We start from the raw sequence: 22,692 nt of genomic DNA, 5'->3' as shown, positions 1-22,692 counted from the left end.
ATGGCGGTCGATCCCGGGACAGATATTCGTCTCATGTCCCGATTTCAAATGATGGCGGTCTTACTGTACCGTCTGGACGGTCTTGTCAATTCCACATAGGCTAATGTAAGGGGAGGCGCCGATGAAAACCCGCAGAGCAAATTCCCGCGACAAGATCCTCGCCGCCGCCGCCGAGGTGGCGCGCGAGACCGGTCCCGGCAGCCTGTCGCTCGACGCCGTCGCCAGCCGCGCCGGCGTGTCGAAGGGCGGCTTGCTCTATAATTTCCCGACCAAGGCGAAACTGATGCAGGGCCTGGTGGAGGACTATCTGCGCGAATTCGAGCAGGCGCTGGAGTCCCGCGCGGCCGACAACGGCGGCGAAAGCCGGCTTGCGGCCTATGTCAGGCTTTCGGCAGATGATTGCGAGGAGCCGAAACCCTCGGCATCCTGGATCTTTTCGGCAATCGCCGAGGACCCCGATTTCATGACGCCGATAAAGACCTTCAAGCAGCAGTTGTTCGAGCGGCTGAAGGATGAGACGCCTGATATCAAGGCGCTTCTGGTCTGCTTTCTCGCCATCGAAGGGCTTCGCAGCATGAATCTCTTCGATTCCGACGTGCTTTCGCAGGATGAGCGCCGACTGCTGGTGGCGTCGCTGCTGGAGATTGCAAAATGAGTTGCCGGGCCCGCTAGACTAGAGCGGTTCATCAGTTTCACTGAAACGCAGAATCGATCTATCTCTTTGCTTTGACGCAATTCCGGACGGAAAACCGTTTCACACTTTCCTGGAATTTGCTCTAGGTCGGATCCTCACGATGCAGATCGTGGATCGCGACGCCCTCGACATTGGTCGGCAGTGTCAGCCACTGGCGATGGCGCAGCGTCCGCTGCGTGTCCTCGAGGCCCATCTCCCAATGTTCGCGCATCGAGGTGCCTGAGAATTCGTAATCCTTGGCGTGCCCCTCGTAGCCTTTGTGCTGGTAGATGAGGTGAACAATGTTGACCACGCCAGCGTCCGAATAGTCGGCGATCAGCTCCTTCTCGCCGTCCCTCAGTTGCTCCGGGGGTACGCGCTTCAGCACATCGAGCAGCTTCATCTTCAGTGCGTGGATGCGCTGGAAATTGTCGGTGTTCTGGCGGGTGCGGCTGGAATACATGATGTCCTTGTGGCGCGACAGCACGTCGGCCATGCCGCGCGGCAGCACGCCGCGGGCGCTGAACAGGTCGACCTGGAACACCAGCGACGAGCGGTCCTCGTCCTGGTCGAGCAGATATTGCAGCGGCGTGTTGGAGACGATGCCGCCATCCCAGTAATACTCGCCTTCGATGCGGACCGACGGGAAGGCGGGCGGCAGCGCGCCGCTGGCCATGATGTGCTCCGGGCCGATGCGCACATTGTCGGTGTCGAAATAGACGAAATTGCCGGTCCGGACATTGACCGCGCCGACGCTGAGCCGCTTCCTGCCGTCGTTGAGGATGTCGAAGTCGATCAGGCTTTCCAGCGTGTCCTTCAACTCGGCGGTGTCGTAGAAGCTGGTGGCGCCTTCGGCCCCCGGCTGTTCGAACCATGGATTGGGACTGCGCGGCTTGAAGAAGCCGGGCTGGCCCATGGCCATCGTCATCCACGAGGAGGTGCGGTTGCGGATGTCGCGGTAGATGTCGCCTTCGGGCGTATAGGCCCAGATCTTGCGCCCCGAAATCGTCTGCCAGAATTGCTCGAGACGCTGCAGCCGGCGGCTCGGCTCGTTGCCGGCGATGATCGACGCGTTGATGGCGCCGATCGACACGCCGGACAGCCAGCTCGGCTCGCAGCCGGCTTCGGCCAGCGCCTGATAGACGCCGGCCTGATAGGCGCCGAGCGCGCCGCCGCCCTGGAACACCAGCGCGATGCGATCATATTGCGCCGTGATTTCCTCGATGGTGGCGGCGAGCGCCTTGTTGCGGGTGCGTTCAAGCACGAGCTTTCTCCGGCTGGGATGCGCTGGCAGCGGGCTGGCTGTGGTCGGCGAGGTAATCGTGGACGACTTCGCCCAGCCCGAGCGTCAGATCGGCGGTGAAATGGACGGCGGACACGATGTCGAGCACCGGCAGCTTTGCCACGTCGGCCATGACATGAGGCCGAAGGTCGAGCGCGGCGGGCGCCGTCCAGGCCTCCTTCAGCGTCACATCGGTGAGGTAGTAGCGGACCAGCTCGCAGATACGCGGCGTGCCGTCGACATGCGGTATGATCTTGAGAAGGAAATTGGGCGCGGCAAGCGAAGCCAGTACCTGATCGTGGTCGGCCTCCCGGTGCTTGTAGCCCATCGTGCCGGTAGCGCAGAGCACGCTGCCATAGTGCAAGGTGCCGACCACGACCTCGCCCTCATGCACCATCTTGGGGTTGGCGAGTTTTTTCGGGAAGCCCCAGAGCTCGCGGCCGCCGGCGATCGGCGCGTCGTCGTCGAGATACATCGAATGGACATAGCCGCCGTGTTGGCCCTTGTAGCGCACCGGGATGACCTGGCCGGTCTCGGTATAGTCGCCGAAGCCGGTCGAATCCGGCATGCGGATGAACTCGTATTTGACCAGCGGCTCGCCGATCTCCAGCGGCGCTGGAACGACAGCCTCGAGCGCCTCGCGCGTCGTGCGGTAGGTGATGATGACATATTCGCGGTCGAAGAAACGGTAAGGACCGGGCGGGAAGGACGGATTGGTGAGCGGCATCGCATAGGCGCGCTTCACGACATCGGCGATTTCCAAGCTTGTACCCCATTCATTCGGGAATGACCGCGCGAATGCGCAGGCAATTATGTTGCACGGCACCATGACACGTGCCGGCCGGGCGACCACGGCCGCAAGGTCAATCGCGGACCGGGTTGGGCCGCAATCTGGCTGTAATCGCATCGATATATGGCGCTGGCATTGTCATGCTGCAATGCACAAATATATGATCGTATCTCCCTCCCACTTCTCGCGAGATCCCCCATGGGTTTGCTGTCTTCGAAAAACGCCCTCGTCACCGGTTCGACCAGTGGTATCGGCCTGGCCATAGCCCGCGCCTTCGCCGCCGAGGGTGCCAACATCACCATCAATGGGCTGGGCGACGCCGCGGCAATCGAGCAGGAGCGAACCGGCATCGAGAAGGATTTCGGCGTCAAGTGCCGTTACTCCGGCGCAAACATGATGGACGGCGCGGCGGTGAGTGCCATGGTGCGCGAGGCCGAGGAAGCCTTCGGCAGCCTCGACATACTGGTCAACAATGCCGGCATACAGCATGTCGCGCCGATCGAGGAATTTCCCGACGACAAGTGGGAAGCCATCATCCGCATCAATTTGCTCGCGGCCTTCTATGCGATCAAGGCCGCACTCCCCGGCATGAAGGCACGCAAATGGGGCCGCATCATCAACACGGCTTCCGCGCATGCGCTGGTCGCCTCGCCGTTCAAGTCGGCCTACGTCTCGGCCAAGCATGGCATAGCCGGCCTGACCAAGACCGTGGCGCTGGAGGCGGCGCAGGACGGCGTCACCGTCAATGCGATCGCTCCCGGCTATGTCTGGACGCCGCTGGTCGAAAAGCAGATTCCCGACACGATGAAGGCGCGCGGCATGACCGAGGAACAGGTCAAGCACGACGTGCTGCTCGCGGCCCAGCCGACCAAGGAATTCGTCACCGTCGAGGAGCTTGCCGCACTTGCGCTGTTCCTGTGCTCGGACGCGGCCAGGCAGATCACAGGCACGACCTTGCCGATGGATGGCGGCTGGACGGCGCAGTAGGCGCCGCGGCAGGCGATCCGGTTTTTCGCGGATCCGTGCAGGCGCGGCCGGCGTCGTTGGCGCGCCATGCAGCCTTGGTCTTCGTCATTGCCAGGTTCAGCCTATTGCCGGCCGGATGCCGTAACGGCTATGCCTGCGCCGACAAGCGAAACGACGCGCGGATGAGCCAGGCATGAGCGAAATCAGGGTGGACCGCCTCACCAAGCGGTTCAACGACACGGTTGCGCTGGACGCCGTTTCGCTCGATTTCCCGGCAGGCACCTTCACCGCTCTGCTCGGGCCGTCGGGATGCGGCAAGACCACGATGCTGAGGCTGATCGCCGGCTTCGAGGCGCCCAGCGATGGCCGCGTGTTCTTTGGCGAAGAACTGATGGCCGATCCGCAGCGGCAGGTGGCGCCGGAAGCGCGCGGCATCGGCGTCGTCTTCCAGTCCTACGCGCTTTGGCCGCATATGGACGTGGCCGCTAACGTCGCCTATCCGCTGAAAGCTCGCCATGTCAAAGCCGGCGAAATCGCCGGCCGTGTCGGCGCGGTGCTCGAGATCGTCGGGCTCGCCGGTTTTGAAGGCCGCCGCATCGAGGAATTGTCCGGTGGCCAGCGCCAGCGGGTGGCGCTGGCGCGCTGCCTGGTGGCCGACGCCAAGATCATCCTGTTCGACGAACCGCTCGCCAATCTCGACATGCATCTGCGTGCCTCGATGGTCGAAGCGTTTCGCGACGTCCATCGCCGCACCGGCGCCACCATCGTCTACGTCACCCACGACCAGGCCGAAGCCCTGGCGCTGGCCGACCGCGTCGCGATCATGAGCCAAGGCAAGGTGCTTCAGGTGGCTCCGCCGAAGGAGGTTTATCGCGCGCCGGCCGATACAATGGTCGCCGGCTTCGTTGGGCGTGGCAGCGTCATCGCCGCGACGGCGGTCGATCATGACGAAACGAGCGCGAGGATCGACATAGCGGGGCATCGCGTCACGGCGCGCAGTGCCGGGGGTGCTGCCGGCGCGGTCAAGGTGCTGTTGCGGCCGGAAGCACTGCGGCTTGCCCCCGAAGGCCTGCCGGCAACGGTGCTCGACAGCATCTATCGCGGCCCGGTCCATGAGGTCAGGCTGGCCTTGCCGATGCCAGGACAGGAATTGGTGATCGACAGCGCCGATGCGCTGGCGGTCGGCCAGCAGGTGCATGTGGCTGTTGCGGACGCCTGGGTGATCCCCGGCGCCTGAATCTCGGAATTTGTTTTGCGCAATTCCGGACGGAAAACCGCACCGCACTTTTCCTGGAATTGCTCTACCTCCAGGGCAATACGCCCGGCGGAAGCCGGCGCGCGAACCGATCCAGCACCAGCAGCAAGGCGATGACGACGGTGATCGTCGACACGGCGATCGCCGAAGCCTGCGTGCCCAGCCCTGCTTCCTCGAGGCTGAACAGCACGACGCCGAGCGTCTCGTTGCCGCTCGACCAGAGCAGGGCCGAGACCGTCAGCTCGTTGAAGGCACTCATGAAGACGAGCAGCCCGCCGGCCACCGCCGCGGGTGCGGCGAGCGGCGCGGCAATTGTTGCCAGCCGGCGAAGCGGGCCGGCACCGGAGATCGCTGCCGCCTCGTCGAGATCGCGCGAAATCTGCCCGACGGCGGTCGCCACCGGCTTCATGGCGAGAGTGAAAAACCGCATCGCGTAAGCGATGACGATGATCGATGCGGTTGCGTAGAGGCTGCCGATCAGCGGCAGCGGGCGCAGGAACAGAAGGATGCAGGCGATGGCAAGGACGACGCCGGGAACCGCATAGGGCAGGTCGACGATGCCGCTGGCAAGACGCTGCCAGCGCCGACCGAACCGGTCGAGCACAACGCTGACCGGAATGGCGCCGATCGCCAGGATCAGCGCCGCGCTGCCGGCAAAGAGAGCGGAATTGCGGAAGGCTCGAACGGTCGAGGCCTGCCGGACCAGCACCTCCGCATAGTTGGAAGCGGTGATCGTGCCCCAGCCAAGCGGCACGCCGAAGGAGGGGATGAGCGAGGTCGTCAAAAGCGCGCAAGCCGGGAGGACGAGGATCGCGCCGATCACCAGCCAGGCGAGCCCCGCGAGCGGCAGGCGCCAGCCGCCGAGTTCGAAACGAGCCGGGGTGCCGCCGGTGAAGCGATGGGCCGCACCGCGCAAGGCCAGCGACTGGCAAGCGACGCCAGCCAGCGCCAGCACGCCGACCAGCACCGACAGCGCCGCGATCTGCGGCAGCACGCCGGGGCCGAAGCTCGACAGATCCTGATAGATCAGCGTCGGCAGCGTCAAATAGTTGACCGGCATTCCGAGCAGGGCCGGGATGCCGAAATTGCCGACGCCGGAGACGAAGGCGAGTGCCGCGGCGGCGACAACATATGGTCGCACGACCGGCAGCGCGATGGTTCGCAGCGCGTAATGCGGTGTGGCGCCCGAGGCCCTGGCGGCCTCGATGAGATCGCGCGGCACCCGGGAAAGCCCTGCTCGCAGCGTGATGAACACGATCGGCGCGTGCTGGACGGCGTAGAGCAGGATGATGCCGTTGCGGCCAAGCATCGGGTTGGGCGTGCCTGGTGGCGGCGCCAGGCCGACCATGCCGAGCAGCGTGCTGGAAGGGCCGAACAAATGCAGCCACGACAGCGCCGTGACCTGCGGCGCGATCATCAACGGCAAAAGCAGCAGGAAGCCGAGCGCCTTTCGCCCGGGCAGGTCGGTCATGGTCACCGCGACCGCGAAGGGGCCACCGAGGCAGACGGCAAACACGGCGCCGAAGAAGGCGGTGTCCAGCGTGTGTCCCATCGCCCGCAGGGCGGCAGGCCTGCCGAGGCGATCGGCGAAGGCGCCGACGTCGAGTTCGCCACCCGGCGCGACGGCCGCGACGACAAGCCTCGCCATCGGCAACAGGCTGAGCAGCGCGATCACCAGCAGAACGGCCAGCGCCGAAACGCGAAAGCCTGACGTCGCTCGTCCGGAGGTGTACCGGCGACTTGCCGGCGCCGATATAGGCCGCCCGGGCAGGATATCCTGCGCGGATGACATTGCCGGCTCGTGGACCGGCTACTGGCTCATCACGGCGCCGAACTTTTCCTTGTTGGCGGCGTCGTTGGCAAGTGCGGCGGCCGCATCGTAGCCCAGCACCTTGATCGAGCCGCGATCGGGATAGCCGGCCGGCAAGGCGACGTCGGTGCGCGCCGGGATGTAGCCCATCTTGGCGGCAACTTCCTGTCCGTCCTTGGACAGCAGGAAATCGACGAAGGCCTTGGCGGCGTCGGTGTCCTTGGCCGTGGACAGGATGGCCACCGGCTCGGTGACGGCCGAAACGCCTTCCTTCGGGAAGACGAACTCGACCGGAGCGCCCTTGGCCTTCTCGCGGATCGGCATGTAGTCGACGATCATGCCGAACAGCTTGTCGCCGCCGCTGACGGCCTTCAGCACATCGCCATTGCCGCCGCTCGCCTGGGCGCCGTTCTTGGCCAGCGCGCCGTAGTAGTCCCAGCCTTCCGGCAAATTGCCGGTCAGTGTCACCGCATGGATCATCGCCGCACCCGAGGTCAGCGGGCTGGGCATGGCGACGAGGCCCTTTGCTTCCGGCTTTGTCAGATCTTCCCAACTCGTCGGCACGAAGGGCGCCTTGGTGTTGTAGATGATGCCGGTGGTGATCAGCTTGGTCGAGAAATAGGTGTTGTCCTTGTCGTAGAGGGCCGCATCGATGCCGGAGACATCGGCGCCGGGGTAGGCGAGCAGGCGCCCTTCCTTCTTCAGCCCTTCCATGCTCACGACGTCGGCGATCAGGAGCACGTCGGCCTGCGGCTGGCCGGCTTCGATTTCGGCGCGCAGCTTGGCCAGGATTTTCGGCGTTCCATCACGCACCCACTCGACCTTGATGCCGGGGTTCTTGGCCATGAAGGTATCGACGGTCTGCTGGGCGTCGGTGTTGGGCTGGCTGGTGTAGAGCACGAGCTTGCCTTCAGCAGCCGAAGCGCCTGTGACGGCCGATGCCAGCATCATGGCGGCGAAAATGATCTTGTGCATGGAAAGCTCCAAGGAATGAGAGAACCGGCCCGCGGGCGCCAGCTGAAGCACTGCCTATCGCTGCAGGATAACTGTATTGTGACGGTGTTGGGGAATAGCGCATGGCCGCCGCCAACTTGCTCCTTCCTTGACAAAGGCCGGGGATCGTTCCAGCATTGTGGCAAGGGGTTCATCGCGATGACCCCGTGAGGCGTCAGCCCAACGATCGCGTCCAAGCTCTCTTGTCATGGAGGTGGACGCCATGCCGTCAACAACCGCAATCACCGTAGCGCAGCTCTCCCGCCTCGTCGGCCTGCCCGATGCGCCCGATCTCGTCGACGTTCGCATCGACGAGGATTTTGATGCCGATCCGCGCCTGCTGCCGGCGTCGTGCCGGCGCGATTTCAGGACCGTCTCGACCTGGGCGGCCGATTTCGCCGGGCGCCGGGTCGTCGTCATCTGTCAAAGAGGGCAAAAGCTCTCGCAGGGCGTCGCCGCATGGCTGCGCCATGAAGGCATCACCGCGGAATCGCTGGAAGGCGGTTTCGAGGCCTGGGTCGCGGCCAAGGGGTTTTTGGTCAAGGCCGACGCACTGCCGCCGCGCGACGACAAGGGCCGCACGGTGTGGGTGACGCGGGCGCGGCCCAAGGTCGACCGCATCGCCTGTCCGTGGCTGATCCGCCGCTTCGTCGATCCATCGGCCGTGTTCCTGTTCGTCGAACCGTCCGAGGTGCTGGCGGCGGCCGATCGCTTTTCGGCGGTACCCTTCGACATCGACGACGTATTCTGGAGCCATCGCGGCGAGCGTTGCACCTTCGACACGATGATCGAAGAGTTCGGACTGCGGTCGGAGGCGCTTGATCGCCTCGCTCTGATCGTGCGCGCCGCCGATACAGCGCGCCTCGATCTCGTGCCGCAGGCGTCGGGGTTCCTCGCCGCGTCGCTCGGCCTGTCGCGCATGTTCCGCGACGATCTCGAACAGCTCGAGGCCGGCATGCTGCTCTATGACGCCTTTTTCAGGTGGTGCCGCGACGCGACCGACGAAACGCATAACTGGCCGAGCGGGAGCAAAGCGCCATGAACTCCCTTGTCGTGGACAACGATGCGCAACTGGACCAAATCCCGGCCGTGCCGACCTTCAAGGAGGCGGTGAGGCTGTGGGCGAAGATCGGCCTGCTGTCTTTCGGTGGGCCGGCCGGACAGATCGCCCTGATGCACAAGGAACTGGTCGAGGAGCGTCGCTGGATCGGCGAGCAGCGGTTCCTGCATGCGCTCAATTACTGCATGCTGCTGCCTGGCCCGGAGGCGCAACAGCTCGCCATCTATATAGGCTGGCTGCTGCACCGGACCCTCGGCGGCCTTGTCGCCGGCATCCTGTTCGTGCTGCCGGGGGCGTTCGTCATGCTGGGCTTGAGCAGCTTCTACATGCTCTACAACGATGCGCCGGTCGTCGAGGCGCTGTTCTTCGGCGTCAAGGCGGCGGTGCTGGCCGTGGTCGTCGAGGCCGTCATCCGCATCGGCAAGCGGGCACTGAAGAACCGGGTGATGGTGGCGATCGCGGTCGCCGCCTTCCTTGCCATCTATGTGATCAAATTGCCGTTTCCGCTCATCATCCTGGCAGCCGGGCTGACTGGCTGGATCGGCAACCGCTTTGCGCCGGTGCCGTTTTCCGGAGCGGCGCACGGCAAGGGCAACGCGCCCGATATACGCGGCGTGGTCGACCTGATGTTCGAGCGCGGCGAACTCGACCATACAAGGCCGACACGATGGCATGCGCCGCGCACCATCGCCACCTGGCTGCCGATCTGGCTCGGGCCGGTGGCGCTGATCGCAGCTCTGACCGGCTCGACTAGCGTCTGGACGCAGCTTGGCAGCTTCTTCAGTGTCATGGCGGTCGTCACGTTCGGCGGCGCCTACGCGGTGCTCGCCTATGTCGCGCAGGCGGCTGTCACCTCTTTCGGCTGGCTCGCCCCCGGCGAAATGGTCGACGGTCTCGGTCTCGCCGAGACGACGCCCGGGCCGCTCATCCTGGTGCTGCAGTTCGTCGGCTTCGTCGCCGCCTATCGCCACGCCGGCGCGGTGAACCCGCTCATCGCCGGATCGCTGGGATCCCTGCTGACGCTGTGGGTGACTTTCGCGCCGTGCTTCTTCTGGATATTCCTCGGTGCGCCCTACATCGAGCAGCTGCGGCAGAACAAGGCGCTCTCGGCGGCGCTCGGCGCGATCACCGCGGCCGTCGTCGGCGTGGTGATGAACCTTGCCTTGTGGTTCGCGCTGCATGTCGTCTTCGGTCAGGTGCGCAGCGTTGGCCACGGGATGGAGATCCCGGTGCTTGCGTCGCTGGACTGGCGTGCCGCACTGCTGGCGGCCGCCGCAATGGTCGCCATGCTCAGGCTGAAGCTCGGCATGCTGCCGACGCTGGCCGGATCGGCGCTGGCCGGGCTGGTGCTGCAGGCACTGTGAAGCCTGGCCCTTGAAGGCGTCATATCACTCTTGCCTGTGAGGCTGCGATGCGCTCGCCATCGCGGCGGGACACGTCATTTCGAAAAATGCACGCCTCCCCTGTTTACAACTGACATGTTAGTCTGATAGCACTGCCTGCAGATTGATATCTGGAGAGCATTCTGGTGGTTTCGCGCTTTGGTCTTTCGGTTGCACTTGCAACGCCCTTTGATGCGTCCGGGCAGATCGCGGTTCCCGCCATGGTCGCGCAGGCCAAGGTCTGCCTTGGCGCCGGCTGCAGCAGTGCAACGCTCTTTGGCACCACCGGCGAGGGTGCTTCCCTGGGCACCGAAGAGCGGCGGAAGGTCATCGAGGCCATGCTCGGCGCCGGCATCCCGGCGCATCAGTTTGTCGCCGGCGTGCTGGTCGATGCCGCCGAAGATGCGGCCGAGCAGGCGCGCCACGCCCTGCAGCGCGGCGCCCGCAACATCCTGCTGGCGCCGCCAAGCTATTTCAAGAATGTCGGCGAGGACGGGCTGTTCGGATGGTTTGCCGCGGTCTTTGCCGCGCTCGGCCCGCTGGCGCGCGACGTGCTGCTCTACAACATCCCTTCCGTCACCATGGTGCAGCTGCCGCTCAGCCTGATCGGCCGGCTGCGCGCCGCCTTTCCGGCCGTCGTCGCCGGGGTCAAGGATTCGGGCGGCGACTGGAGCTACAGCGAGGCGCTGCTCAAGGCTCATGGCGACCTGGTGATCCTGATCGGCGACGAACGGCATCTGGCGAGGAGCGTGCGTCAGGGCGGGCAGGGCGCCATTTCCGGCATGGCCAATTTCGTCACTGGCGAAATCCGCGCCATGGCCGTGGACGGCCGCGACGATGCCCGCGTCGAGAATTTCGTGCTCGAACTGCTCAAATATCCGGTCACGCCGGCGGTGAAGGTGATGGTGGCGCGCAAGACCGGCGACGAAGGCTGGCTGGCGGTCCGCCCGCCCTTGGAGCCGATCGCCGCGCCGGGGCGGCGTCAGCTTGCCGCCGCCTATGACCGGCTGTTTGCGACAGAGCCGGCCTGACCGGCAAGGAAGCGCTGAATGGACGACAGCAGCGAACCGGGAACCCTCAGGGAAAAGGCCTATGCCAGCTTTACGCGGCATCTCCTGGCGCGTGATCTGCGGCCCGGGCAGTTCGTGTCGCAGCGCGAGCTGGTCGCCTTTACCGGGCTGCCGCTTGGCGCCATTCGCGAGATCGTGCCGCGCCTCGAGGCCGAGGGGCTGCTGACGACCATCCCGCAGCGCGGCATGCAGATCGCGCATATCGACATCAACCTGATCCGCGAGGCCTTCCAGTTCCGCCTGTTCATGGAGCGCGAGGCGGTGGCGCTGTTCACGGTCAATGCTGCCGACGCCGAGCTCGCCCGTCTGCGGCGCGAGCACGAGGAGATGCTGGCCCACGCTTTGGCACAGGCCGCGACGCCGGAAATGGAAGCGAAAGCGCAGACCATCGACTGGGCCATGCACGACACCTTCATCGACGCGCTCGACAACGAGATCATCGCCAAGGCCTATCTGGTCAATTCGGTGAAGATCCGGCTGATCCACCAGGAGCGTTTCCGCATCGACGGCCGCGTCGTGCCGGTCATGCGCGAGCACCTGACGGTGATCGAGGCCATGGAGAGCCGCAATCCGCAGAAGGCGGTCGAGGCGATCAGCCAGCATATCGACAATGCACGCCGGCTGGCGCTGCAAATCTGAGGAAGCATGAACCGTGCCGCAACCGTGGTGCAATCCATAACGACAGCAACCGGGAGGAAGAAATGTCGTCCAATCTGTTCAACCCAACCAGGAGGCAACTCCTCGCAGGAACCGCAGCCCTCGCCGCCGCCGGCCTTGCCGGCCTGCGCCCGAGCTTTGCCGCTGGCGTCGACTGGAAGCGCTTTGCCGGCACCACGCTCGACGTCAATCTGGTGAAGAGCCCGCGCAGCGACACGCTGATAAAGTATCTCGCCGAGTTCGAGGAGCTGACCGGCATCAAGGTCAATGCCGAGGCGACGCCCGAACAGCAGCAGCGCCAGAAGACGGTGATCGAGCTCAGCTCCGGCAAACCGAGCTTCGACGTCGTGCATCTGAGCTACCATGTGCAGAAGCGCCAGTTCGAGAAGGGCGGCTGGCTGGCCGACATCTCCGGCTATCTCGCTGACGCCACGCTCACCGATCCGGCGCTGGTCGAAACCGACTTCGCCGATGCCGGCATGGTGTTCGCCAAGGACGGGCAGGGCGCGCTGCGCTCGCTGCCTTTCTCGGTCGATTACTGGATCCTCTACTGGAACAAGGAATTGTTCGAAGCCAAGGGACTCAAATACCCCGAAACGTTCGAGCAATTGGTGGCCGCCGCCGAGGCGCTGACCGACCCGTCGACCAACACCTATGGTTTCGTCGCCCGCGGGCTCAAGAACGCCAACACGCCGGTATGGACGTCGCTGATGCTGGGCTACGACATGACGCCGCTCGACGCCGAGGGGAAGCTGCGCACCACCTCGCCGGAGGCGGTCGAGGCTGCCAGCCTCTACCAGCGGCTGATGACCAAGGCTGCTCCTCCCGGTGTCACCGGCTTCAACTGGGCCGAGGCGCAGTCCGCCTTCCTGCAAGGCAAGATCGGCATGTGGTTCGACGGCGTCGGATTCGCCCCGCCGATGGAAAACCCCGAGAAATCGCGGGTGGTCGGCAAGGTCGGCTACGGCGTCATGCCCAAGGGCCCCAAGGCGCATGCCTCGGGCACGTTCGGCGACGGCATCGGCGTGACGGCGGCGAGCGAGAAGAAGGAGGCCGCCTATCTGTTCTGCCAGTGGGCGGTGTCGCCGGCCATGGGCGCGCGGCTGCTGCAGGCCGGCGCCGGCGTGCCGTTCCGCAAGTCGGTTCTGGAAGACCCCAAGGTGCGCGAAGGCGTCACCATGCCGGCGAGCTGGCTCGATGCCGTCGTCGGCTCCGGCAATGTCAGCCGGCTGGCGCTGCCGGTCATCATCCCGGTCACCGAGTTCCGCGACATCTATGGCGTGGCGCTGAGCAACATGATCGCCGGCGCCGATCCGGCGGAGGAGCTGAAGAAGGCGACCGAGCAGTTCCAGCCGGTGCTCGACAGGAGCGAGCAGGGCTGATGTCCGCAACCACCCCAGAACAGGCCGGGGTGACGATGGAAACCATGGACGGGAGCCAGACTGTACGGCTGGCTCCCAACTACTGGCCCTTCGTCGTGCCGGCACTCGTCGTCGTCGGCGCGGTGATCGTCTTTCCCTGGGCCTTCACCCTGTGGATGAGCGTCAACAGCTGGACGCTCGGCCAGTCGCGGAGCTTTGCCGGCGCGGAAAACTATCTGCGCCTGGCGAGCGATCCACGCTTCTGGGAATCGCTCTGGCACACCTTGACCTACACCTTCCTGTCGGTCGTCGCGCCGATGTTCTTCGGCACCGTGGCCGCCCTGATCTTCGACGCGAAGTTTCCGCTGCGCGGCCTGCTGCGCGGCGTCTTCGTGATGCCGATGATGGCGACGCCGGTTGCCGTGGCACTGGTCTGGACGATGATGTTCCATCCGCAGCTTGGCGTGCTCAACTACCTTCTGTCGCTGGTCGGCATCCCGGCCCAGGAATGGATCTTCAACGCCAAGACGGTCATCCCGTCGCTGGTCGCGGTCGAGACCTGGCAATGGACGCCGCTGGTGATGCTGATCGTGCTGGGCGGGCTGGCCTCGGTGCCGCGCGAGCCGTTCGAAAGCGCCGAGATCGACGGCGCCAACGCCTGGCAGCAGTTCCGCTACCTCACTCTGCCGATGATCGCGCCGTTCCTGATGATCGCCGTCATCATCCGCTCGATCGATGCGCTGAAGAGCTTCGACATCATCTACGCCATGACCCAGGGCGGGCCGGGCACGGCGTCCGAAACCATCAACATCTATCTCTACAACACCGCCTTCTCCTACTACGACATCGGCTATGGCTCAGCCATGGCCGTGGTGTTCTTCATTGTCATCGTGGCGCTGTCCTTCGTCCTTTTGATGCTGCGCCAGCGTTCGCAATGGATCGATGCGGAGGGCAAATAGATGACGTCACGGCTGCTCAACCGGATCGGGCTGTTCTTCGCGGCACTGGTCTTCGTCTCGCCGGCGATCCTGTTCTTCCTCTGGATGATCTCGCTGTCGCTGAAGTTCGAGATCGACAACGGCGCCTATCCGCCGATCCTGATCCCCGAGCGCTTCGCCTGGTCGAACTATGCGAAGGTGTTCGAAGAGAACAATTTCCTGCTCTATCTGTGGAATTCGGTGCTGGTGACCGGCACGGCGACGCTGCTGGCGCTGCTGATCGGCGTGCCGGCCGGCTATGGCATCGCGCGGCTCAAGGCCGAACGATCGGCCGTCGTCATCATGATCGCCCGCATGACGCCGGGGCTTTCCTATCTGATCCCGCTGTTCCTGCTGTTCCAGTGGATCGGCATCCTCGGCACGCTGTGGCCGCAGATCATCATCCACCTGGTGGTGACGGTGCCGATAGTCGTCTGGGTGATGATCGGCTATTTCGAGACGACGCCGATGGAACTGGAAGAAGCGGCCAATATCGACGGCGCCAGCTCCTGGCAGGTGTTCCGGCTGGTCGCGCTGCCGATCGCCAAGCCGGGCATCGTCGTCGCCTTCATCCTCTCGGTCATCTTCTCGTGGAACAATTTCGTCTTCGGCGTGGTGCTCGCCAGCCGCGAGACGCGGACCTTGCCGGTCGCCGTCTACAACATGCTTTCCTACGAGCAGGTGAGTTGGGGGCCGTTGGCTGCCGCCGCACTTGTGGTGACGCTGCCGGTGCTGGTGCTGACCATGTTCGCGCAAAGGCAGATCGTCGCGGGGCTGACCGCCGGCGCCGTCAAGGGCGGCTGAGGCGTGGCCCGAGCGGACATTACTCTTTCTGGAGGAATCCAATGGCATCGGTAACCATCAACAACGTGCAGAAGGCCTTCGGCGCCACGCGGATCATCCACGACGTCAGCGTCGATATCGCCGATGGCGAGTTTGTCATCCTGGTCGGGCCGTCGGGCTGCGGGAAGTCGACGCTGCTGCGCATGATCGCCGGGCTGGAGACCATCTCGGGCGGCAAGATCGCCATCGGCGAGCGCACCGTCAACAATCTCAGGGCGCGGGACCGCAACATCGCCATGGTGTTCCAGAACTACGCGCTCTATCCGCACATGACGGTGGCCGACAATATGGGCTTCGCGCTCAAGATCAAGAAAGCCGATCCGGCCGACACCGCCGGTCGCGTCAAAAGGGCGGCAAACATCCTCGGGCTGGAGAAGTTGCTGGATCGTTTTCCGCGCCAGCTTTCCGGCGGCCAGCGCCAGCGCGTCGCCATGGGCCGCGCCATCGTGCGCGACCCGCAGGTCTTTTTGTTCGACGAGCCGCTCTCCAATCTCGACGCCAAGCTGCGCGTCCAGATGCGCGGCGAGATCAAGGCGCTGCACCAGCGGCTGGGCACCACCACCATCTACGTCACGCATGACCAGATCGAGGCGATGACCATGGCCGACAAGATCGTCGTGCTGCATGACGGCCTGGTCGAGCAGGTCGGCGCGCCGCTCGACCTCTACGACCGCCCGGCCAATCTCTTCGTCGCCGGCTTCATCGGCTCGCCGTCGATGAATTTCATTGCCGGCCGCCTCGAGGAAGGCATCTTCCGCAGCAACGGCGGACTGATCCTGCCGCTGCCGGAAGGCATCCACCCGGCGCACGCCACCGGCGGCGAACTCATCTACGGCATCCGCCCTGAGCATATCCGTGCAACCGCCCAGGGCATCTCCGGCACGGTCACGCTTCTGGAAGCGACCGGTTCGGAAATCTTCGCCAAGGTCGATTGCGCCGGCGAGGAGATCTCCTGTCTGTTCCGCGAGCGGTTGGCGCTGAAGCAGGGCGAGACGGTGCGGATCGAAGTCGACCGCGCCTGCGCTCATTTGTTCGACGCGAAGACCGGCCGGCGTATCTGACCGAGGCGGGCGATGCCCGCCGGCAATCCCAATGATGCGAACTCAAGGGGGCGTGCAGGCAAGCGCGATGGCGTCCGCGACTTCCTCACAACGATCCGAGAGATTTCCCGTCGCCACCCTGATGTGATTGCTCGGGGAAATCGAGAACTTTGCGCCCGGATGGACGGCAATGCCTCTGGCAGCCATCGTCACCATCGCGAACGGTTCCGATGCCACGGGAACCCAGGCGCAAAGTCCCATCCCATCCTCCACGGCGACATCGCGTGCGCGCAACGCGCCGGTCAGATCGTCCCGCCGTTTCCGATAGATCGCTCGGGCACGTTCCAAGGTCTCCTCAGTGGCCGGATCGCGAAGCAGCCAGGCGGCCGCGGATTGCAGGATTCTGCTGGTCCAGCCGGCACTGAAACTTCGATAGGATTGGATCTGCTCCACGATCGCCTTCGAACTCGAGAGAACGGCCAGACGCAGATCGGGCCCCAAGGTCTTCGAATAGGACAGGATATGGATCACCCGGTCGGGGAAGCGGCCCCCCATGGAATGGCGCGGCGCACTGGAAATATCGGCCACGCCGTCATCCTCGATGACCAGCGCGTCGCTTGCTTGCAGAACGTCCGCCAGAGCATCCAGCCTTGCCTTGCCGACACTTTGTCCCGTTACCGAATGAAGGCGCGGCTGGAACAGGAAGGCAATCGGCTTATACTTCATCGCCTCCTGCAGCGATGACGGCAACGGCCCATTGCGGTCGCATTGCACCGGCACGATGCGAACGCCGCGATCTTCCAGAATGTCGAGCAGACGCATGGCGGTCGGGTTCTCGATCGCCACCGAAGCGCCCGGCGTCACCAGGGCATGAAGCAAGGTGTAGACCGCATTGTAGCCGCCGTTCGTTGCGAGGAAAGCCTCCGGCTCATAGGGCCATGTCAGCCGCGCTGCTGCCTCGAGTTCCGGTAGAATACGGCTGCGCTCATAACTATTCAGGTTCTCGGCGGACGCGCCATAACCCAAGGCCGTCGCCAGTTGCGGCAAAAGGCGCACGTCCGGCACGGCAGCGGTCAGATTGAGCACGCTCTCGCCGTAATTGCCCGAACTCGCCAGCCGCTGCGGCTTGGCGATGAAGCGGTCGCCGCTGACCCAGGTGCCGTTGCGGCCACGACCGCTGATGATTTTCTGATGGCGCAATTCGCTCCAGGCTTCGGAGATGGTTGCCGGGCTTATGCCAAGCACGAAGGCCAGGTCGCGGATCGCGGGCAATTTTGTCCCGACGGGCAAGGCGCCAGAGCGGATCAAGGCGCTGGTTTCCAGCGCGATTCCGCGCATGGTCCTGTCGCCCAATTTTTCGGCAAACCATTCAGCGCTGTGAATTTCGCTCATTTTCACGCCATATTTAATGTTCAGTAACGTAATAGCATTTGATCAGTGAAAATTGAACATTTATTTACACGCTCAACATCCATTTTTTGTGAGCGACTTGCATGCCTGTCACCATACGTCTGGCTCTGCGCGATTGGGATTATATGACCCCGCTCGTGCTAGGAGATGTTTCGTCGCCTCGCCTTGAGGTGAAGGTCGACAGGGTCGGCACGCTGGTGTCGCATGTAGGCAAGGACGAAGCCCATGATGCCGCTGAAATGTCCTTCAGCCGCTATGCCCAGCTTCGTGCCGATGGCGACAACACGGTCGTTGGCGTTCCCAACTTCATCATGCGCGGCTTTCGTCATCGCTGCATCATCACGACGAAAAGCAGCCAGATCACGCAGCTCAGCCAGCTTGCGGGCAAACGCATCGGCGTCACCGGCTGGCGTGACTCCGGCAACACATGGACGCGCGCGGCCCTGCGCCGCGAAGGCGTGGGCGTCGAGGATGCGACCTGGTTTGCCGGCCGGTTGACTGAAGCCCATCCAATCGTCGACCGTCTCGACGGCTTTGGCCGCCCTGGACGCATCGAAGCCACACCCGGCGAACGGCCGATGATGGATCTGCTTTACGAAGGCAGCCTCGACGCTGTTTTCACCCCCTTCATGCCGGACGGGTTCTTCAACGCAAACTCTCCCTTCCGCCAGGTGTTGAGCGACTTTCGCGGCGCCGAGCTCAACTATTTCAATGACGTCGGCTACGTGCCCGGCATGCATCTGATCGGCATCAAGGCGGCGATCCTTGAAGAACATCCCTGGCTTGTCGCGGAACTGAGCAAGCTGGTCGATGAATCTCAGCGCGTCTGGACCGCCAAGCGGCGCAAATACGCCGAGACGAGCCCATGGACGTTTGATGAGATTCTCAGGGTTTCAACCGACCTTCCGGCGAATTGGCGTGACAGCGGCTTCAACGCCAATCGGGCGATGATCGCGGACTTTGCCGTCGAATTGCACACGCAAGGCATCCTGGCGCGGACTCTGACGCCGGAAGAGCTGTTTCCACTTTGCGAGAATTCGGATCGCCCGCAACTCGCCGCGACCGGATCCTGACCCAATTTAACAAAGCCAAAAAAGGGGAATACGACATGCCATTGAGATCCATCACGTCCTTCATGCTTGCCACCGTCCTGCTGTCAGGCGTCGCCATTGCTCAGGAAGTCCCGAAATTGGCCGTAGACGAGGCATTGCGGGCAAAATTGCCGGAAAACATCAGAACCGCCGGCAGCATGATCTCCGTCAACAACGGCTCCTTCCCTCCCTACGAGATAGTTACGGGCACCGAGATGACTGGCGCGAGCGCCGACCTGACCGATGCACTCGGACAGGTGCTCGGCGTCAAGATCGAACACGCCACGGTCGGCGGCCTCCCGGCGCTTCTCGCAGGCATCAATTCCGGCCGCTATCAATTCGCCTTCGGCCCAGTCGGCGACTTCAAGAGCCGCGAGGAAGCCAACGACTTCGTCGACTGGGTTCAGGAATTCGTGGTTTTCGCCGTCCAGAAGGGCAATCCCAACGGCATCACCTCGCTGGATACAGCCTGCGGACAGCGCATCGCGGTCATGGCGGGTGGATCGGCGGAGCGCGTGATCCAGGCGCAACTGGAAAAGTGCAAGACGGACGGCAAGAAGCCCGTCGAGATCCAGTCCTTCACCGACCAGCCAAGCTCGATCCTTGCCGTCCGGTCCAAGCGTTCGGATGCCTTCTTCTCGTCGCAGGCCCCGCTTACCTATTTCGTGTCGCAGGCCAAGGGTCAGCTCGAGCTTGCCGGCGTCGGCCAGAAGAACGGCTTCGACAATCTCTACCAGGGCGCGGTGGTGCCGAAGGGATCGCCGCTCGGCGAGGTGCTTCGCGACGGCATCAAGGTCCTGATGGCCAACGGCACCTATGCCATCATCATGAAGAAATGGGGCCTTGAGAACAACATGATCAAGGAGCCCGGTGTCAATCTCGGCGGGACCCTGCCCAAATGAGCGCCAATACCCGGACAAACGTATCGCCGTCTGCTGGCGGTGCGGAGCCTCGCGATGTCGTAAACGCCCACCAGCCGTTTCGCGCGGGTCGCCTCTTGCTGTGGATCGCAACCCTGGCGATTGCCGCGAATTTTGCGTGGATCGTTGCCAACAACGAAAACTTCGGTTGGCCCGTGGTCGGCAAATATTTCTTCGATCCGACCGTGATCAGCGGCCTTTACGTCAGCCTGGGGCTGACGGTCGTCGCCATGGCGATCGGCATTGTGCTGGGCCTGCTTCTTGCGATCGCGCGGCTGTCCTCGGATCGGCTGGCCTATTCGCTTGCCGGTCTCTTCATCTGGTTCTTCCGCGGCACGCCGCTGCTGGTCCAGCTGATCTTCTGGTACAATCTGTCGACGCTGTTTCCCACCTTGTCGATCACGATCCCCTTCGGCCCGACGTTGGCCAGTTGGGATACCAATTCGGTGATCACGCCGATGACGGCTGCAATCGTTGGACTTGCCCTGAACGAAGCTGCCTACATGGCCGAAATCATCCGCGGCGGTCTTCTGTCCGTCGACAGGGGGCAGGCGGAAACGGCGGAGGCTTTCGGGATGACACGCGCCCGCGCCCTTCGCCGGATCATCATTCCGCAGGCGATGCGCTCCATCGTTCCGCCGACGGGCAACCAGCTGATCAGCATGATCAAGGCCACCTCCCTGGTCAGCGTCATCGCCATGGCGGACCTGCTCTATTCCGTGCAATCGATCTACAACAGCACCTTCGAGGTCATCCCGATGCTGCTTGTGGCCGTGATCTGGTATCTCCTCATCACCTCGGTGCTCAATGTCGGCCAAGGCTATATCGAACGCTATTACGGCCGCGGTGACAGGCGTTCGGGCGACACCCCAAACCCGTTCAAGAATGCAAAAGACAAGGTCGTTTCTGGCACCCTGTCACCGGTCCTCGCGCAGGAGGCAAGCCATTGACTGTCGCCGCATCTGTCGAGCCGCTCGTGCGGGCGCGCAACGTGCACAAATCCTTCGATCGGCTTGAGGTCCTGAGGGGCCTAGACCTTGACGTCATGCCGGGCGAGGTCGTGGTCATTCTCGGACCCTCCGGTTCCGGAAAGTCGACTTTTCTGCGCTGCATCAATCACCTCGAGGCGATCAACCGGGGTTCGATCGAAGTCGATGGCGAGCAGATCGGCTACCGGTTGCGAAAGCAGCGGCTGGAGAAACTGTCGAACAACGCAATCGCCGCGCAGCGGCGCAAGATCGGCATGGTCTTCCAGCAGTTCAATCTCTATCCGCATATGACGGTCCTGCAGAATATCATCGAGGCGCCGGTCGGCGTTCATGGCGAAAGCCGCAAGGCCGCGACGGAAAATGCTCTGAGGCTTCTGGAACGCGTCGGCCTTTCAGCCAAGGCTGACAGCTATCCGCGCCATCTTTCCGGTGGCCAGCAACAGCGCGTCGCGATTGCCCGTGCGCTGGCAATCAAGCCGAGACTGATGCTGTTTGACGAGCCGACCTCGGCGCTCGACCCGGAGCTCGTCGGAGAGGTGCTTTCGACCATGCGGGATCTTGCCGGCCAGGGGCTGACGATGATCGTGGTGACCCACGAAATCGGCTTTGCGCGGGAGGCGGCGGACCGGGTCATCTTCATGGATGGTGGTCAAATCGTTGAACAGGGCAAGCCGGAAGACGTGCTGGGCAACCCGCAACATCAGCGCACCAGAAGCTTTCTGGCGCGTTTTATTTAGCCGTCAAGCTAACAGTTCGAGACGCGCACTCTCAGCGTCGAGCAAGGGCGGTGTGACGGCCTTGCGCCTCCTTGTTCAATCTGGAATGGAATATCCGATGATCCGCGACAATGCTTTCGCTCGTATCTCAGACTTCGAACCGCTCAGGGACGAGCTGGTCGCGACCCGGCACTATCTTCATGCTCATCCCGAGCTATCCTTCGAAGAGGTGGAGACGGCGCGCTTCGTCGCCGAAAAGCTTGAGGGCTGGGGCTACGAGGTTGCCCGCAATGTCGGCGGCCACGGCGTCGTCGCCCGCCTCAAGGTGGGAACAGGGACGCGCAGCATCGCAATCCGGGCGGATATGGATGCCCTACCGATCCATGAGGACACCGGCCTCGCTTACGCAAGCCAGACCGCGGGCAAGATGCATGCCTGCGGTCATGACGGCCATACCACGATGCTGCTGGGTGCCGCCGAATACCTGGCGCGCACCCGGCGCTTCGACGGGACGGTGAACCTGATCTTCCAGCCGGCGGAAGAAGCTGGTATCGGCAGCGGCGCCCAGGCGATGATTGCCGATGGCCTGTTCGAGCGTTTTCCATGCGATGCGATCTTTGGATTGCACAATCATCCCGGCGCGCCGGAAGGCAGCTGGCTGACGCGGAGCGGGCCTCTGATGGCTGCCTCCGATACGGTGAAGATCACCATCACCGGCAAAGGCGGACACGCCTCCCGGCCGCATCTGACGGTGGACCCGGTCGTCGTTGCCTGCAATCTCGTCGTTTCGTTGCAGACAATTGTTTCGCGCAATGTCGATCCGACGCAAACGGCGGTTATCACCGTCGGCTCGATCCATGCAGGCGAAGCGTCCAATGTCATACCGAACACCGCGACGCTTTCGCTGAGCGTCCGCTCCTTCGAGCCCAAGATACGGGAGTTACTCGAAGCCCGGATCAAGAAACTCACCGCCGCCGTCGCGGAGGGACATGGGGCGCGTTCCGAAATCGACTACCTCCACGGCTACCCGGTCGTCGTCAATTCGGAAAAGGAGACCGAGTTCGCCCGCAGCGTGGCGGAGGAACTCGTCGGCACGGACAGAGTCTCGACATGCCATCTGATCCCTGGAAGCGAGGATTTCGCCTATTTCCTGGAGCACAGGCCGGGAAGCTTCCTTCGCCTTGGCAATGGGATGAGCTCGGAAATCCTGCACAGCTCGAAATTCGATTTTGCCGACGAAAACCTGACAGTCGGCGCGGCACTTTGGTCGCGTTTGACTGAACGGTTCTTGAGCTGAGGCATTTCGCAATGCCTGCAGCTTAATTCGCGGATAGAGGGCGAAGCGTGCAGCCGGCGTGACGCGGCTGTGCCGGGGCATCCCGGATACCCCAGCAAACATGCATCGCA

21 protein-coding genes are annotated in these 22,692 nt (G+C 63.6%); 16 read left to right on the top strand and 5 right to left on the bottom strand.

Annotated features, from left to right (window positions below):
• Positions 1–121 precede the first annotated feature (121 nt).
• Positions 122–655 (top strand): TetR/AcrR family transcriptional regulator, encoded by a 534-nt coding sequence (locus ACSQ3Z_RS00375; protein ID WP_120013416.1) that lies wholly within the window; start codon positions 122–124, stop codon positions 653–655.
• 121 nt (positions 656–776) lie between these two features.
• Here ACSQ3Z_RS00375 and ACSQ3Z_RS00370 read toward each other — a convergent pair whose 3' ends face one another.
• Both ACSQ3Z_RS00370 and ACSQ3Z_RS00365 read right to left on the bottom strand, forming a co-directional pair.
• Positions 777–1,937 carry a patatin-like phospholipase family protein gene (locus ACSQ3Z_RS00370; protein ID WP_436169455.1) on the bottom strand — a complete coding sequence of 387 codons (1,161 nt, stop codon included), beginning with the start codon at positions 1,935–1,937 and terminating at the stop codon, positions 777–779.
• A complete protein-coding gene (locus ACSQ3Z_RS00365) occupies positions 1,930–2,718 on the bottom strand; it encodes an acetoacetate decarboxylase (RefSeq protein WP_436169454.1) in 789 nt (262 codons plus the stop codon). The genes ACSQ3Z_RS00370 and ACSQ3Z_RS00365 overlap by 8 nt, the downstream gene beginning before the upstream one ends.
• A gap of 225 nt (positions 2,719–2,943) precedes the next feature.
• Between ACSQ3Z_RS00365 and ACSQ3Z_RS00360 the strand changes: the two genes are divergently transcribed.
• Complete coding sequence (locus ACSQ3Z_RS00360; protein ID WP_436169453.1) at positions 2,944–3,732, top strand: 3-hydroxybutyrate dehydrogenase; 789 nt, start codon at positions 2,944–2,946, stop codon at positions 3,730–3,732.
• A 172-nt stretch (positions 3,733–3,904) separates the two neighbouring features.
• Positions 3,905–4,948, top strand: coding sequence for an ABC transporter ATP-binding protein (locus ACSQ3Z_RS00355; RefSeq protein WP_436169452.1), 1,044 nt, complete (start codon positions 3,905–3,907; stop codon positions 4,946–4,948).
• Between the two features lie 64 nt (positions 4,949–5,012).
• Here the strand turns inward: ACSQ3Z_RS00355 and ACSQ3Z_RS00350 are convergent, their stop codons facing one another.
• Complete coding sequence (locus ACSQ3Z_RS00350; RefSeq protein WP_436169451.1) at positions 5,013–6,758, bottom strand: ABC transporter permease; 1,746 nt, start codon at positions 6,756–6,758, stop codon at positions 5,013–5,015.
• A gap of 18 nt (positions 6,759–6,776) precedes the next feature.
• Positions 6,777–7,751 carry an ABC transporter substrate-binding protein gene (locus ACSQ3Z_RS00345; RefSeq protein WP_436169450.1) on the bottom strand — a complete coding sequence of 325 codons (975 nt, stop codon included), beginning with the start codon at positions 7,749–7,751 and terminating at the stop codon, positions 6,777–6,779.
• Between the two features lie 241 nt (positions 7,752–7,992).
• On the opposite strand from ACSQ3Z_RS00345, the gene ACSQ3Z_RS00340 reads away from it, so the two are divergent.
• The 8 genes from ACSQ3Z_RS00340 to ACSQ3Z_RS00305 all read left to right on the top strand — a co-directional run bounded on the left by ACSQ3Z_RS00340 (position 7,993) and on the right by ACSQ3Z_RS00305 (position 16,180).
• The gene (locus ACSQ3Z_RS00340) at positions 7,993–8,811 is read left to right on the top strand and encodes a chromate resistance protein ChrB domain-containing protein (RefSeq protein WP_436169449.1); all 819 of its coding nucleotides are present in this window, start codon (positions 7,993–7,995) and stop codon (positions 8,809–8,811) included.
• Positions 8,808–10,193 (top strand): chromate efflux transporter, encoded by a 1,386-nt coding sequence (gene chrA, locus ACSQ3Z_RS00335; protein WP_436169448.1) that lies wholly within the window; start codon positions 8,808–8,810, stop codon positions 10,191–10,193. The genes ACSQ3Z_RS00340 and chrA overlap by 4 nt, the downstream gene beginning before the upstream one ends.
• 164 nt (positions 10,194–10,357) lie before the next feature.
• Positions 10,358–11,242 (top strand): dihydrodipicolinate synthase family protein, encoded by an 885-nt coding sequence (locus ACSQ3Z_RS00330; protein WP_436169447.1) that lies wholly within the window; start codon positions 10,358–10,360, stop codon positions 11,240–11,242.
• A gap of 18 nt (positions 11,243–11,260) precedes the next feature.
• Positions 11,261–11,920 carry a GntR family transcriptional regulator gene (locus tag ACSQ3Z_RS00325; protein ID WP_436169446.1) on the top strand — a complete coding sequence of 220 codons (660 nt, stop codon included), beginning with the start codon at positions 11,261–11,263 and terminating at the stop codon, positions 11,918–11,920.
• 62 nt (positions 11,921–11,982) lie between these two features.
• Entirely contained in the window at positions 11,983–13,320 is a 1,338-nt protein-coding gene (locus tag ACSQ3Z_RS00320) for an ABC transporter substrate-binding protein (RefSeq protein ID WP_436169445.1), read from the top strand.
• Between the two features lie 35 nt (positions 13,321–13,355).
• The gene (locus tag ACSQ3Z_RS00315) at positions 13,356–14,258 is read left to right on the top strand and encodes a carbohydrate ABC transporter permease (RefSeq protein ID WP_436171798.1); all 903 of its coding nucleotides are present in this window, start codon (positions 13,356–13,358) and stop codon (positions 14,256–14,258) included.
• Positions 14,259–15,080, top strand: coding sequence for a carbohydrate ABC transporter permease (locus ACSQ3Z_RS00310; protein WP_436169444.1), 822 nt, complete (start codon positions 14,259–14,261; stop codon positions 15,078–15,080).
• A gap of 41 nt (positions 15,081–15,121) precedes the next feature.
• Positions 15,122–16,180 (top strand): ABC transporter ATP-binding protein, encoded by a 1,059-nt coding sequence (locus ACSQ3Z_RS00305; protein ID WP_436169443.1) that lies wholly within the window; start codon positions 15,122–15,124, stop codon positions 16,178–16,180.
• A gap of 42 nt (positions 16,181–16,222) precedes the next feature.
• On the opposite strand, the gene ACSQ3Z_RS00300 is transcribed toward ACSQ3Z_RS00305, so the two are convergent.
• Entirely contained in the window at positions 16,223–17,551 is a 1,329-nt protein-coding gene (locus ACSQ3Z_RS00300) for a PLP-dependent aminotransferase family protein (protein ID WP_436169442.1), read from the bottom strand.
• A 101-nt stretch (positions 17,552–17,652) separates the two neighbouring features.
• Here ACSQ3Z_RS00300 and ACSQ3Z_RS00295 point away from each other — a divergent pair, with 101 nt between their 5' ends.
• The 5 genes from ACSQ3Z_RS00295 (at position 17,653) to ACSQ3Z_RS00275 (ending at position 22,582) form a co-directional block, all read left to right on the top strand.
• A complete protein-coding gene (locus ACSQ3Z_RS00295; protein ID WP_436169441.1) occupies positions 17,653–18,642 on the top strand; it encodes a nitrate ABC transporter substrate-binding protein in 990 nt (329 codons plus the stop codon).
• 35 nt (positions 18,643–18,677) lie between these two features.
• Positions 18,678–19,562, top strand: coding sequence for an ABC transporter substrate-binding protein (locus ACSQ3Z_RS00290; protein WP_436169440.1), 885 nt, complete (start codon positions 18,678–18,680; stop codon positions 19,560–19,562).
• Positions 19,559–20,530, top strand: coding sequence for an amino acid ABC transporter permease (locus ACSQ3Z_RS00285; RefSeq protein WP_436169439.1), 972 nt, complete (start codon positions 19,559–19,561; stop codon positions 20,528–20,530). Before ACSQ3Z_RS00290 ends, ACSQ3Z_RS00285 begins: the two co-directional genes overlap by 4 nt.
• Positions 20,527–21,306 carry an amino acid ABC transporter ATP-binding protein gene (locus ACSQ3Z_RS00280; protein ID WP_436169438.1) on the top strand — a complete coding sequence of 260 codons (780 nt, stop codon included), beginning with the start codon at positions 20,527–20,529 and terminating at the stop codon, positions 21,304–21,306. The genes ACSQ3Z_RS00285 and ACSQ3Z_RS00280 overlap by 4 nt, the downstream gene beginning before the upstream one ends.
• Before the next feature lie 97 nt (positions 21,307–21,403).
• The gene (locus ACSQ3Z_RS00275) at positions 21,404–22,582 is read left to right on the top strand and encodes a M20 aminoacylase family protein (RefSeq protein WP_436169437.1); all 1,179 of its coding nucleotides are present in this window, start codon (positions 21,404–21,406) and stop codon (positions 22,580–22,582) included.
• The last annotated feature ends 110 nt before the right edge of the window (positions 22,583–22,692 follow it).

Origin of the sequence: Mesorhizobium sp. LjNodule214 (assembly GCF_964252735.1) — a bacterium.
Lineage (GTDB): Bacteria > Pseudomonadota > Alphaproteobacteria > Rhizobiales > Rhizobiaceae > Mesorhizobium.
This window is presented reverse-complemented; position numbering and strand designations above follow the sequence as displayed.